Source organism: Arthrobacter sp. TJ-58, from assembly GCF_058269295.1.
Map to the genome: position 1 here is coordinate 597,317 of NZ_JBZCNM010000002.1, position 12,710 is coordinate 610,026.

Below are 12,710 nucleotides of genomic sequence, written 5' to 3' on the forward strand. Positions count from 1 at the left end.
TCGAGCGATACCTCCACCACGCAGACCCGTTGTGGGAGAGAATGGAGAAATGTCTAACCTCTTCGGTTCAAAGCCGCCAAGCGATCAAGGCCGCGCCCTCCCACAAGGGGAAACGGTGGGCCGTTACACCGCCTATCTGGACGCCCAGAAAGCAGTGGACTATCTGGCAGACAACAAGTTTCCGGTTCAGATGGTTTCCATCATCGGAAACGAGCTGAAGTCGGTGGAACGCGTCACCGGGAGCTTGTCCTATCCCAAGGTGGCGCTGTCCTCCGCCGCCACCGGTGCCTGGTTCGGCCTTTTCGTGGGGTTGGCGCTAATGCTTTTCGCCGGCGGAGAGAGCTACATTTCCCTGCTTCCGCCGATAGCACTGGGTGCGGTCTTCTGGCTGCTTTTCGGGGTGCTGGCCTATGCCCTTCAGCGCGGCAGGCGGGACTTCACCTCCATTAGCCAGGTGGTTGCCACCAGCTATGACGTCATTGTGGCACCGAAGGCTGCCAACGATGCCCGGCGGCTGCTTCAGCAGCTGCCGATGGTAGGACAGCACGGCCATCCGCAGCCGCCGCACCGTCCTCCCTACCAGGGCCCGCAGCAGGGTCAGGGCCCGTACCAGGGCCAGCAGGGCGGGCCCGCCGGTCCCGCACCGGAACGGCCCGCAGGATGGTCCGATCCCTACGCCGGCGGGAACGGCCAAAACCAGTCTGCCGGCAACGGTGCGCACAGCGTCGGATCCAACCCCGCTGCGGATGCTCAGGCACCTGCCGGAGGCGTGCCCCGCGGACAGTTCCCGGATCTGCCCGACGGCCGTCCGCAGTATGGAGTCCGGCTTCCCGCCGCTCCTGCCTCGGCCCCCGGAAATGACCGGCCCAACCAAGACGCCGACGCCCCGAAGACGCCGCCGGTTACTGCTGCACATCACACCGGTGAGGGACAGAATTCCGACGGCGACGCCGGAACAGGTAACAGGTAACAGCAGGCAGCATTAACAGCAGGCAGCATTAACAGCAGAGGCTCCGCACCCAAGGTGCGGAGCCTCTGCTGTTGCTGCTGCCGGTGTCGGCCGGATGACGGTTGACGGCTTCCGGCGGGCAGGCGATGCGTTATTCGGCGGCGTAGATTCCGGCCATCCAGTTTTCGACATCTTCCGGGTTGCGCGGCAACGCGGCGCTGAGGTTTACGGGGCCGTCTGCGGTGATCAGGATGTCATCCTCGATCCGCACGCCAATGCCGCGGTACTCCTCGGGAACGGACAGGTCCTCATTCTTGAAGTAGAGGCCCGGCTCGATCGTGAACACCATGCCCTCGGTGATGACGCCGTCCAGATACAGTTCCTTGCGGGCCTGCGCGCAGTCGTGGACATCCAGGCCGAGGTGGTGGCTGGTGCCGTGCGGCATCCAGCGCCGGTGCTGCTGTCCTTCATCCGAGAGGGCCTCTTCCAGGGACACCGGCAGCAGGCCCCAGTCGGACAGGCGCTCGGCCAGGACCTTGACGGCTGCTGCATGGACATCGCGGAACTTTGCGCCCGGCTTGGCCGCAGCAAAGCCGGCGTCAGCGGCGTCGAGGACCGCCTGGTAGATCTTGCGCTGGACCGGCGAGTAGGTGCCGTTGACGGGCACCGTGCGGGTGATGTCGGCAGTGTAGAGGCTGTCCGCCTCAACGCCCGCGTCCAGGAGCAGCAGTTCACCCGCGTTGACGGTTCCGTTGTTGCGGATCCAGTGCAGCACGGTGGCGTTGTTGCCGCCGGCAGCGATGGTGTCGTAGCCGAGGTCATTGCCTTCTTCCCGGGCACGGGCAAAGAATGCGCCTTCGACAACGCGTTCGCCGCGGGGATGGGCAATCGCGCGGGGCAGTGCCTTGACGACCTCGGTGAAACCGTTGACGGTGGCGGCAACCGCGGCCTCCATCTGCTTCACTTCCCACTCATCCTTGATCAGGCGCAGCTCGGACAGGGCTTCGGTGAGTTCACCGTCCAGAGCATCGAGGGCACTGAGGTCCACGTTTTCGGGATCCATGGCGGTGTTGTAGCGGACGGTGTCCACCAGCGCATCAACCATCTCGTCCACCTTGCGGAGCAGGCGCACGGAGATGCCTCCGAACTGGGGGTCGCCAACGTTGTTGGTGATGGCTGTTTCGGCCTCATCCAGGTGGCGGGTCGGCAGGTCCAGCATGGCGCTGACCTGTTCCAGGCCCAGGCGGGAACCGATCCAGAACGCGCCGTAGCGGGCGTTGGAGTAGAACTCTTCGCTGTCGGTTCCGGCCAGCGGACGGAAGTACAGGACGGCAGTGTGGTTGCCGCCGTCGTCGCCAGTTCCCGGTTCCACCGGCTCCATGACCAGTACGGCGTCGGGCTCGCGGTCCAGGCCCAAACCGGTCAGGTGGGCAAAACCGGAGTGCGGCCGGAAACGGTAATCAGTGTCATTGGAGCGGACCTTCAGCGGTCCGGCGGGGATGACGAGGCGCTCACCCGGGAAACGCTCGGACAGGGCACGACGGCGCTTGGCGGCGTACGGGGCAACTTCGTCGCGGGCGGGAAGCTCTGCGTTGTCCTCGGCCCAGCCGGTGGACATGAATGCCTTGTAGGCCTCGTTGGAGGGCTTCTGCGAGCGGTTGTTTACGCGGTCATCCAAGGGCTGCCCTTCGGACAACTCCCCGATTCCCGACGTGTCGGCGGTGGTCAATGGATTCGCATCAGTAGTCACCCTTCAATGGTCTCACTGAGCGGACGGGGCGGCCAAACATCAGCGGAAGGTTCTGCCTGCGGGTCCAACCCGGGAAAGCGCCGGAGCAAGTAGATTGATCAGGTGAGAATCGACCTGCACACGCACTCAACAGTTTCCGACGGAACCCAGCCGCCGGCGGAGGTGATGCGCTCAGCCAAAGAAGCCGGGCTGGACGCAGTGGCGCTGACGGACCACGACTCCACGGCGGGGTGGCAGGAGGCTGCGGATGCCGCCCGGAAACTGGAGATCACCCTGGTGCCCGGGATGGAGGTGTCCTGCCGCAGCAGTGAAGGCATCAGCGTGCATGTGCTCTCCTACCTCCATGACCCCGCAAGTCCGGAACTGCTGGCAGAGATCGGCCGGTCCCGCTCGGCGCGGGTGTCCCGGGCGGAGATGATGGTCCAGCGTCTTTCGGAGGATTTCCCCATCGACTGGGAGCTGGTGCAGCAGCATGTGGCTCCAGGGGCCACCATCGGGCGGCCGCACATTGCGGATGCGCTTGTGGCCGCGGGCGTTGTGCCGAACCGCTCGGCCGCCTTTTCCGGCATTCTTACGGCACGCTCACGCTACTTTGTTGCCCACTATGCCCCGGACCCGGCCCGCGCCGTCGAACTGATCCGGAAAGCCGGGGGAGTGCCGGTGTTTGCCCACCCCGTGGCCTCTTCGCGGGGCCGCGTTGTGGGTGAAGCGACGTTCCGGGAGATGATCGACGCCGGTCTCATGGGGGTGGAGGTGGACCACCGCGACAATCCGGATCAGGGCCGTGCCTGGCTGCGCCGGCTGGCCGAAGAGAACTCGCTGCTGATGACCGGTTCCAGCGATTATCACGGGACGGGCAAACCCAACCGGCTCGGTGAATGCACCACCGCGCCGGAGGTTTTGGAACAGATCGAGTTCCGAGCCACCGGCTCGCCCGTGGTCCGGTCCTAAGGCGCTACACCGCGCCGGCTGCCGCTGACTCTGCTGCTGAGCCGAGGGAAACGACGTCGGCCGCATGTCCGAGCCGCTTGGACATCACCTCGATGGCCTGCGGGTTGGCGTCCACGCAGACAAACCTGCGGTTCAGCTTGGCGGCTACGGCGCCGAGGGTGCCGGACCCGGCAAAGAAATCCAGCACCCAGTCGCCTTCGCGGCTGCTGGCAGCCACGGTGCGGCGGAGCAGGCCCTCGGGCTTTTGCGTGGGATAGCCGGTCTTCTCCTTGCCGGTGGGAGAAACAATGGTGTGCCACCAGACATCGGTGGGCAGCTTCCCCAATGCCACCTTTTCCGGAGTGACCAGGCCCGGCGCCATGTACGGCTCGCGGTCCACTTCAGCATTGTCGAAGTGATAGGAAGCCGGGTTCTTGACGTAGACCAGGATGTTGTCGTGCTTGGCGGGCCAGCGGTTCTTGGCCCGTCCGCCGTAGTCGTAGGCCCAGATAATTTCGTTGAGGAAGCAGTCCCGGCCGAACAGGGCATCCAGCATGACCTTTGCGTAATGCACTTCGCGGTAATCGAGGTGCACGTACAGCGTTCCGTCGTCGGCGAGCAGCCGCCAGGCTTCAGCGAGCCGGGGCTCCAGGAAGGCCCAGTAGTCCTCAAACGCGTCGTCGTAGCTGGACAGCAGGCCCTTGACGGTGCTGTAGCTGCGGCCCTTGAAGCCGATGCGGTCTCCACTGCCGTCGGTGTTGCGGATCATGGTGGTCTGCTGGCGGCGCTGGGACCGGCCGGTGTTGAAGGGCGGGTCCACATAAATCATGGTGAAGGCACCGTCCGGCAGGGTTGGCAGGAACACCGCGTTGTCCGCGTGTACCACCAGCGACCTGCCGGACGGTGACCAAAGGGGAATGCTCATGGGCTGTGGTGCTGCCCGGCTATTCGGCTGCGGGTGCTGAATTGCCCACTACTTCGCCGTTGCGGCGGCGAGTGCGGCTGCGGCTGCGGCGGGGACGGTCCGCAGCAGCATCAGCGGCTGCAGCCGGTGCCTCGGCAGTGCGTACCGGTGCTGCCTGCTGGTCATCCGAACGGCGTGAATCGTTCCGCTTTTCGGTGCGTGCACGATCTCCGCCGCCGCTGCGGGGCCGGTCACCGCGGGTGCCGCCGGCGCGTTTCCGGTCTCCGCTGCGGGTGCTGTCGCGGGAGCCGTCACGGACAGGAGCGGCGGCGTTCTTCTTGCCGGTCTCGCCCAGATCCTCGATCTTCTCCGCGTCGATGCCGGCGTGCGTGCGCTTGTTGCGCGGCAGCCGTCCCTTGGTGCCTGCCGGAATGTTCAGGTCCGTGTACAGGTGCGGCGAGGAGGAATACGTTTCCACGGGCTCGCCCTGGTCCAGGCCCAGGGCCTTGTTGATCAGGCCCCAGCGGGGAACGTCGTCCCAGTCCACAAACGTGACGGCGGTTCCCTTGTGGCCGGCGCGGCCCGTGCGGCCCACGCGGTGCAGGTACGTCTTCTCATCTTCGGGGCACTGGTAGTTGATGACGTGGGTGACGTCGTCGACGTCGATGCCGCGGGCGGCAACGTCGGTGGCCACCAGCACGTCCACCTTTTCATTGCGGAAGGCTCGCATAGCCTGTTCGCGGGCGCCCTGGCCCAGGTCTCCGTGCATGGCGGCGACGGCAAAGCCGCGGTCCGTCAGCTCCTCGGAGAGCTTGGCGGCGGTGCGCTTGGTCTTGGTGAAGATGATGGTGCGGCCGCGGCCCTCGGCCTGCAGGATCCGGGACACAACTTCACTCTTGTCCAAGTTGTGGGCACGGTAGACAACCTGGCGGATGTCCTTCTTGGTCATGCCTTCGTCATCGGGATCCGCTGCCCGGATATGCGTGGGCTTGGTCATGTAGCGGCGGGCCATGGCGACGACGGCGCCGGGCATGGTGGCCGAGAACAGCAGCGTCTGGCGGACTGCAGGAGTAGCAGCCATCAGCGTTTCAACGTCCGGCAGGAAGCCGAGGTCCAGCATCTCGTCGGCCTCGTCGAGGACGACGATGCGAACGTTCTTCAGCGAAAGGTGCTTCTTGTTGTACAGGTCGATCAGGCGTCCCGGAGTGCCGACGACGATTTCCACGCCGGCGGTGAGGGCCTCGATCTGGGGCTCGTAGGCGCGGCCGCCGTAGATCGTGACGATGCGGGCACCGCGGCGCTTGGCTGCGGTGGACAGGTCGCCGGCCACCTGGACTGCGAGTTCACGGGTGGGCACCACGATCAGGGCCTGCGGAGCACCGGGCACGGCGAGGGACGCGTACGCTTCGTCGTCGGGCGCGATCACTCGCTGGATGGCGGGAATGCCGAACCCGAGCGTCTTGCCGGTACCGGTCTTGGCCTGGCCGATGATGTCATGGCCGCCCAGTGCAACGGGCAGCGTCATCGACTGGATCGGGAAGGGATGCGTAATCCCGGCCTCGGAAAGGGACTGCACGATGTCGGAGCGGACGCCGAAATCTGCAAACGTCAGTTCCGGAATAATGGCCGCTGCCTGCGACGTGGCAAGTGTTTCGGCCACGTTCAAAGCTTCATTGCTGTCATCAGCGGTGAGGTGCCGGGTTTCGTCTACCTGGGAGAGTTCAGAGTTCAATTAAATACCGTTCAGTTAGGCATCGCGGCGCCATGCTCAACGAGTGGCTGTGGAAGCCCATACCGGAGCTAATGGCGCGCGCAGGATGCGTCCAGCGGAAGCCGATCGCGGGCTAACAACTGCAGGTCCGCCGCGGTGCATCGGGCACGGGCGACGGCCAAAAATATCAAGATCGCGTAGGTATTGCGGGTCTGGCTAAGGTCTATCAGAGATGTGTAAGACGACCGGGCATCCATTACTACCCTTTAAGTCTACCCGGTGGGCGCCGGTGACTGCGCATTGGCGGCGCAGGCGCGCGGAGCGTCAGATCCGCCGTGAACGGCGCGGCGGCACGGATTCGCGGCTGCGGGTTTCGTCCGCAGGCGGCGGTACGCTGGGTTCCATGACACACCGGACTCCTCCTGAGCTTGATTCCGTTACCACCCAGCCGGTTTCGGGCGGCATTTACCACCGGTTCCTGGCTGATCTTTTTGGAGTCATGGCCTACGGGGAGCTTTCTGCGTTTGAACGCATGTCCTCGGATGCCCGGTTTTCCCCGACACTGCACGACCGCACGGTTCTGGGCGGGCTGGCGGTGCGCGAGTACGAGCATTTTGAGCGCGTTACCGGCCACCTGCGCACGCTGGGAATCGACCCCGAGACGGCAATGCGGCCGTTCCAGGCGTCGCTGGATGCATTCCACGACCGGACCAGGCCGGCGGACTGGTTTGAGTCGCTGATGAAGTTCTATGTAACCGAGGCCATCTCCGATGACTTTTACCAGCAGATTGCCTCCCGGCTGGATGCCGTGACGGCCGAGCTGGTGCTGGAGCTGCAGGAGCCGGAGCCCGCCGGTGACATCCTGGAAGCCCGGCTGCAGCAGGCGCTCTCCGATGATCCGCGGCTTGCCTCCCGGCTGGCCTTGTGGGGCCGCCGGCTGGTGGGCGAGGCGCTGACCCAGGCCCAGCGCGTGGTCCTGGAACGCGCGGTCCTGGGCGGGCTGCTGCAGGGAACGGACCAGGGACTCTATGAGGATGAGCTGAAGTCTGTGTTCGCTGCGTTGACCCGCAACCACTCGCGCCGAATGAGCCGGCTGGGACTCACCGCCTAGCCGGAAAAATTCGTAGTTTTGGCGCGGGCGCGGCGCACCTGAACCGGACGGCGGCCGATATACGCTGTGCCCGTCGGGCGGGGACTGTTCTCCCGCCCCGAAGCCGGTCATCAGCGCCGGCGAAACCTTATCGTCCCCGGGGGGACAGTCTTTGGGGGACGGCATGGCCGGCAAATCTGCTTTGAAACACACTGTGTTGTATGCCTGCGCAGCGGCACTGGCGGTGTCGGGAGCGTCGACGGACAGCTCTGCCCCCCAACCGGATGAGCAGCGCGTTTCGGCGCAGGCCGCGGCAGGCAACGGTCAGGAGGCTGCCGAGGCCGAGGAAATACTTTCCGGGACGGGCCGGCAGGACCTTGGCGCTGTCGGGAGGCTGGGGACAGATTCGGAAGTTTCCGCCGGCCCGGACTTGCCCGCAGCCTGTCCGGCACCGGTCGCCTGCATCCGGCCGCTCCCCACGGAAGTGGTCCGCTGGACCGCCGAAACGGGAGCCGTGACCCTGAACAAATCGGTGGATGAGCTGAGCCGGCGGGAGGACTTTGCGTATCTGGGCCGGCCGGTGAGCTCCGAATACAGCAGTGCCGGCGTGTACCGCACCGACTTTGAGCACGGTGCGTTGGTCCGCGTGCCGGAATTGAACCGGATCATGACCCTGGAAGCCAACGTCGCCGGATCGGCCGTCGTCATCGGCGACTCGCAGGCCGGCCCCGGCAGCTGGATGGACCAGGGACTGGCAGGGCTGGGTTACCGGACGTACCTGCGGGGCGCCGGCGGTACGGGCTATGTCTCGGGCAACGGAACGGTCGACAACTATTACACCGCTTTAACGACGCAGCAGTGGCTGCTGCCGTGGGGGAACCCCAAATTGGTGGTCCTCCAGGGCGGGGGAAATGATGCCGGGAGGGCAACGGATGCGGAGATTGCCGCAGAGGCGGCTCGCATGATCGGCGAAGTCCGCCGCACCTATCCGCACTCCCGCTTAGTGATGATCGGGGTCATTTCCTCCGGAACTGACCCCTTCGGAAGCCAGCGCACTGCAGTGGACTCCCTGCTGGGCGACGTGGCCTCGAAACACGGCGTTCAGTTCCTGAGCGTGGGAGACTGGTGGACCAGTTTTGGGCTGGGCGGCTATCTAGAGCCCGACGGCCGGCATTTCACTGCTGCCGGACAGAAGGCGGCCGGCGGTATCCTGTCACGCGAACTCGGGAGCCTGCTCGCTGCCGGCTCGGGAAGCCCCGGAGCCGGCAGCTGAACCGGGACAGCTAGAGGCGCAGCACCCGCTCGAGCTCGGCGGTGTCCTGCGATTCCCGCCGGGGAGCCACTGCCAGCGCCGTGATGACTGCGGCCACCCCACCGGCACAGGGCGGCAACGCCCACGCAAGCCAATGAAGATCCGGATCCGATCCGATGCCGCCCAGCTGCAGGAAAACCCACAGCACCATGGCAGCGGCAACGCAGATGCCCGGGAGCAGGAAAAGACCGTAGCGGGACCGGCGGCGGTCCACTGCCCGGATCAGGAAACCGGCCGACAGCGCGGCGAGTGCAGCAACCACCAGGCTGATCATTGTCCGGACTCCTGAGCGACGGGACGTAGTGCGCGGGACCGCATGTGCGGACCCGCTGTGAATGACGGAGAAACCTACAGAGCGCCGAAACCGACGCGGCGGACCTCTTCGGCGCCGATTTCCACGTAGCCGATGACTCCTGCGGGAACCATGATGAGGCGGCCCTTGTCATCCTTCAGGCGCAGTTCCTTTTGGCCGTTCAGGGCCTCCGCCACGACGTCGGCAACGGCGTCAGCGCTCTGGCTCGACTCAAAGACGATTTCCCGGCCAACATTCTGAATACCGATTTTTACTTCCACCGTGGTGCCTCCTGTATTAACGAAATGTAGCTGCTGAAAAATCTACTCTAGATTTCCTTGGGGAACCGGCTGATTCCGCGCCAAGCTAAACGATAGACAAGTTCGGAGGCCGCATCGATGTCCAGGTCCCCGTCCGTCTCGAGCCAATAACGGGCGCTGACCTGCGCCATTCCTGCCAGCGCCCGCCCCAGCAGGGTTGCCTCCACGGGGGAGAGCTTGGTGTCCTCGGCTATGACACCGGCGATGCTGGCCGCGAAGCGCGCATTGAATTCTTCAATCCGTGCGCTGATTTCCAGGTCATTCGTCAGATCGGACTCAAAAACCAGCCGGTGGCCCTGGCTGTCCTGGGCCACGAAACGGAAGTAGGCCCGCATGGTTTCGCGCACCCGCAGCTTGTTGTCCGTCGTAGAGTTCAAGGCAGTGGTGAGGAACTCCGTCAGGGTTCCCAGATGATCCTCCAGCAGCGCCAGATACAGCTCCCGCTTACCCGGGAAATGCTGGTAAAGGACCGGCTTGCTGACCTGGGCCGCCTCCGCGATGTCATCCATGGCCGCACCGTGAAAGCCATTGCTGACGAAGACTTCCTGCGCGGCGTTCAGCAACTGGCGCCGGCGTTCCTCCCGGGGGAGCCTGGTCGACTTGCCGGTTTGCTGGTTGCTCACGTGTACGGACCTCTCAAGGGCTGCGGGCCAAGGTGGCCGGACAATAGCCCCCAGTTTACCCACGGGTACTGCGCCCAACAGGTTCCGCAGCACGTTTGGGGACTAGATTGGGAGTCATGAGTGAGCCAAACGCCGCGCTGCCGCCGCTGGTGGAACCCGCCGCCGGACTGACAGACGAGGAAACACTGCGCTATTCACGGCACCTGATCATTCCGGAATTTGGAATTCCGGCCCAGCAGCGGCTGAAGAATGCCCGCGTCCTGGTCATTGGCGCCGGCGGACTCGGATCTCCTGCGCTGCTTTACCTCGCCGCGGCAGGAGTGGGAACCCTGGGCATTGTCGACGACGACACCGTGGACGCCTCCAACCTGCAGCGCCAGATCATCCACGGAGTGTCCGACGTTGGCAGCTCCAAGGCCGAATCCGCGCGCCGGAGCATCCATGAACTCAATCCCCTGCTCCACGTCCGGCTGCACCCGGTGCGCCTGGACGTCACGAATGCCCTGGAGATCTTCGCGGACTATGACCTGATCCTGGACGGCACCGACAACTTCGCCACCCGGTATCTGGTCAATGATGCGGCCGAGATCCTGGGCAAACCCTATGTGTGGGGTTCCATCCTGCGCTTTGACGGCCAGGTCAGCGTGTTTTGGGGCCGACACGGACCCACCTACCGGGACCTCTATCCCGAGGCGCCGCCGGCCGGTTCGGTCCCCTCCTGCGCTGAAGGCGGAGTGCTCGGCGTGCTCTGTGCCCAGATCGGCGCGGTAATGGTCAATGAAGCCGTCAAACTGATCACCGGCACCGGAGTAACGCTGCTGGGCCGGGTCCTGGTGCTCAATGCCCTGGACATGTCCTGGCGTGAAATCCGGGTCCGTAAGGACCCGGGAGCCGTGCCGGTGACGGAGCTGGAAGCGGATTATGACGCTTTCTGCGGGCTGCCGCCCCGCGCGGAAAGCACGGAAAACCGGGAGGAGGTTCCCGCCGTCGGCGTCCGGGAACTGCAGCAGCTGCTGGCAGCCCGGACCGCGGGGGAGCGGGACTTTGATCTGCTGGATGTCCGGGAGCCCGGGGAATACGCGATCGTGAGCATCGACGGCTCGGTGCTGATGCCGCGGGCCGGAATACTCTCCGGGGAAAGCCTTCCCGAGCGCGGCCGCGACCTGTATGTGCACTGCAAATCCGGCGGACGTTCAGCGGAAGTGGCAGCGTTCCTCAAGAGCCGGGGTTACGAGCGGGTGTTCAACGTTTCCGGTGGAATCCTGGAGTGGGTGCGGGACATCGAACCCGCGAAAACCGTCTACTGATTCCGAAAACCGTCTACTGATTCAGGGCGCCGGTTCAGGCGGAGGCTGCGGTGTCCGTGCCGTCTTCGGAAGCGGAGGAACCGGCGTCGGGCTGTCCGTGTTCCGCGTGGGGCGCTGCCGGGCGCCGGCGTTCCACCGGCTGGTCAGGGGTGATTCCAAACAGGGCCTCGAGGCCCTTGATGTAGTCATCCTGCTGCCCGCTGGCGGCAAGTTCACGGGCACGGACGGTGGGAACGTGCAGGAGCTGCTTGACCATGCGGCGCATGGCGAACTCAACTTCCTCCGCCGCGCCGGTGCAGCCGTGCTGGGCACGCACCTTTTCCAGCTCGGAATCCAGGACGTTCAGGGTATGCCGGCGCAGGGCCACAATGGCGGAATCCATCTGGCGGCTCAGCTGAAGCTCGGAAAAAGCCTTGGCTGCATCGGCCACGATGCCGCTGGCCTGTTTGAGCGATTCCGCCTGCTCTGCCGGGGCCGCCAGCCGCACTGACTCCAAAGTAATCAGGTCCACGCCGTCCACTTCGCGGACGTCGGGGTCGAAGTCGTGGGTCAGGGCCAGATCGATGATGATCAGCGGCTTGTTGCTGGCGGAGCGGACGCGGCGGATGTCCTTGGCTCCCACCTGGCTTTCGCTGCCGCTGCAGCCAATCACGACGTCCGCAGCGGCCAGTGCTGCCGGCAGCGAATCACGGGTCAGCGGGGTGCCGCCGCGCGATGCGGTGAAGGACTCGGCGCGGCCCGAGGAGGAATAGACGCTGACGCGGGTGCAGCCGCGCTCCTTGAGCAGGGCCATGGTGGCTCCGGCATATGCGCCGGTGCCGAACACCACAACGTCCTTGGCGGACCAGTCCGCGTCCATCGAGAGGTCAGTGGCCAGTTCCAGCGCCACGGACACAATGGAAAGCCCCCGTTTGCCGAGGGCTGTCAGTGCTCCAACATCTTTGGCTGTGCGTGAGGCTGTCTGGAAAAGCCGGGTCAGGCCGCCGCTGGCGGTGCCTTTTTCCTGGGCTTCGATCAGGGCCCGCCGAACCTGGCCGGCGATTTCGCGTTCGCCCACGACGGCGGAGTCCAGGCCGGCTCCGACAGCGAAAAGGTGCTTCGCCACTGATTCGCCGGTATTCGTGGCGAAGGAGCGGGACACCAGATCCTTGGTGAGTCCGGAATGCCGGCTGATTTCTGCGACGACGGCGGAGCGGGCTGCTTCAATGTCCGCCTCCGATTTGGCCTCGCAGTAGACCTCAAACCGGTTGCAGGTGGCCAGGACCACGGATCCGGTCACCGCCGATCCGGTTTCTAGCAGGGAGGAAGAGACCTGGGAGGCGCCGGCGCTGAGGCGGGCAACGGTTTCCAGATCAACATCGGAGTGCGTCGCAATAAGTGAAAGTAGAACCACAGTGCCTCAATACTAGCCACCGTCTTCGGAATCACCCCAATAGGACGCCCTTACCTGGGCCCTTTTGGGCCGTGTTTCCCGTCACCGTAAAGCTAAGGAAAGGCTCGTCAGGACCGCCCGGTTATCCTT

Annotated in this window: 12 protein-coding genes; 5 read left to right on the forward strand and 7 right to left on the reverse strand. The window is 65.0% G+C overall.

Annotation, left to right across the window (positions count from 1 at the left end):
• Positions 1-115: 115 nt before the first annotated feature.
• The gene (locus tag AC4D2W_RS09035; RefSeq protein WP_490926551.1) at positions 116-970 is read left to right on the forward strand and encodes a YflT domain-containing protein; all 855 of its coding nucleotides are present in this window, start codon (positions 116-118) and stop codon (positions 968-970) included.
• Between the two features lie 130 nt (positions 971-1,100).
• Here the strand turns inward: AC4D2W_RS09035 and AC4D2W_RS09040 are convergent, their stop codons facing one another.
• Positions 1,101-2,699, reverse strand: coding sequence for an aminopeptidase P family protein (locus AC4D2W_RS09040; protein ID WP_490926552.1), 1,599 nt, complete (start codon positions 2,697-2,699; stop codon positions 1,101-1,103).
• A gap of 102 nt (positions 2,700-2,801) precedes the next feature.
• On the opposite strand from AC4D2W_RS09040, the gene AC4D2W_RS09045 reads away from it, so the two are divergent.
• On the forward strand, positions 2,802-3,650 hold the full coding sequence (locus AC4D2W_RS09045; RefSeq protein ID WP_490926553.1) for a PHP domain-containing protein: 849 nt from the start codon (positions 2,802-2,804) through the stop codon (positions 3,648-3,650).
• A 4-nt stretch (positions 3,651-3,654) separates the two neighbouring features.
• Here AC4D2W_RS09045 and AC4D2W_RS09050 read toward each other — a convergent pair whose 3' ends face one another.
• Together AC4D2W_RS09050 and AC4D2W_RS09055 are read right to left on the reverse strand one after the other, a co-directional pair.
• Entirely contained in the window at positions 3,655-4,554 is a 900-nt protein-coding gene (locus AC4D2W_RS09050; protein ID WP_490926554.1) for a DNA-methyltransferase, read from the reverse strand.
• A gap of 19 nt (positions 4,555-4,573) precedes the next feature.
• Positions 4,574-6,193: a DEAD/DEAH box helicase gene (locus AC4D2W_RS09055; RefSeq protein WP_490926824.1), complete on the reverse strand. Its 1,620-nt coding sequence runs from the start codon at positions 6,191-6,193 to the stop codon at positions 4,574-4,576.
• A 454-nt stretch (positions 6,194-6,647) separates the two neighbouring features.
• Here AC4D2W_RS09055 and AC4D2W_RS09060 point away from each other — a divergent pair, with 454 nt between their 5' ends.
• Both AC4D2W_RS09060 and AC4D2W_RS09065 read left to right on the forward strand, forming a co-directional pair.
• Entirely contained in the window at positions 6,648-7,355 is a 708-nt protein-coding gene (locus AC4D2W_RS09060) for a ferritin-like fold-containing protein (RefSeq protein WP_490926555.1), read from the forward strand.
• 163 nt (positions 7,356-7,518) lie between these two features.
• Positions 7,519-8,607 (forward strand): SGNH/GDSL hydrolase family protein, encoded by a 1,089-nt coding sequence (locus AC4D2W_RS09065; protein ID WP_490926556.1) that lies wholly within the window; start codon positions 7,519-7,521, stop codon positions 8,605-8,607.
• A 10-nt stretch (positions 8,608-8,617) separates the two neighbouring features.
• Here the strand turns inward: AC4D2W_RS09065 and AC4D2W_RS09070 are convergent, their stop codons facing one another.
• From AC4D2W_RS09070 to AC4D2W_RS09080, 3 genes are all read right to left on the reverse strand, one after another.
• A complete protein-coding gene (locus AC4D2W_RS09070; protein ID WP_490926557.1) occupies positions 8,618-8,920 on the reverse strand; it encodes a hypothetical protein in 303 nt (100 codons plus the stop codon).
• A 74-nt stretch (positions 8,921-8,994) separates the two neighbouring features.
• Positions 8,995-9,219, reverse strand: coding sequence for a DUF3107 domain-containing protein (locus tag AC4D2W_RS09075; protein ID WP_290169651.1), 225 nt, complete (start codon positions 9,217-9,219; stop codon positions 8,995-8,997).
• Between the two features lie 47 nt (positions 9,220-9,266).
• Positions 9,267-9,881 carry a TetR/AcrR family transcriptional regulator gene (locus AC4D2W_RS09080; RefSeq protein WP_490926558.1) on the reverse strand — a complete coding sequence of 205 codons (615 nt, stop codon included), beginning with the start codon at positions 9,879-9,881 and terminating at the stop codon, positions 9,267-9,269.
• Between the two features lie 116 nt (positions 9,882-9,997).
• Here AC4D2W_RS09080 and moeB point away from each other — a divergent pair, with 116 nt between their 5' ends.
• Positions 9,998-11,188 (forward strand): molybdopterin-synthase adenylyltransferase MoeB, encoded by a 1,191-nt coding sequence (gene moeB / locus AC4D2W_RS09085; RefSeq protein ID WP_490926559.1) that lies wholly within the window; start codon positions 9,998-10,000, stop codon positions 11,186-11,188.
• 34 nt (positions 11,189-11,222) lie between these two features.
• Here the strand turns inward: moeB and AC4D2W_RS09090 are convergent, their stop codons facing one another.
• The gene (locus tag AC4D2W_RS09090) at positions 11,223-12,581 is read right to left on the reverse strand and encodes a glutamyl-tRNA reductase (protein ID WP_490926560.1); all 1,359 of its coding nucleotides are present in this window, start codon (positions 12,579-12,581) and stop codon (positions 11,223-11,225) included.
• Between the last annotated feature and the right edge of the window lie 129 nt (positions 12,582-12,710).

What these genes read in the sequence shown, in the direction of transcription:
- AC4D2W_RS09050 (WP_490926554.1), bottom strand. Translation starts at nt 4,554, where the DNA reads ATGAGCATTCCCCTTTGGTCACCGTCCGGCAGGTCGCTGGTGGTACAC.
- moeB (WP_490926559.1), top strand. Translation starts at nt 9,998, where the DNA reads ATGAGTGAGCCAAACGCCGCGCTGCCGCCGCTGGTGGAACCCGCCGCC.
- AC4D2W_RS09060 (WP_490926555.1), top strand. Translation starts at nt 6,648, where the DNA reads ATGACACACCGGACTCCTCCTGAGCTTGATTCCGTTACCACCCAGCCG.
- AC4D2W_RS09070 (WP_490926557.1), bottom strand. Translation starts at nt 8,920, where the DNA reads ATGATCAGCCTGGTGGTTGCTGCACTCGCCGCGCTGTCGGCCGGTTTC.
- AC4D2W_RS09065 (WP_490926556.1), top strand. Translation starts at nt 7,519, where the DNA reads ATGGCCGGCAAATCTGCTTTGAAACACACTGTGTTGTATGCCTGCGCA.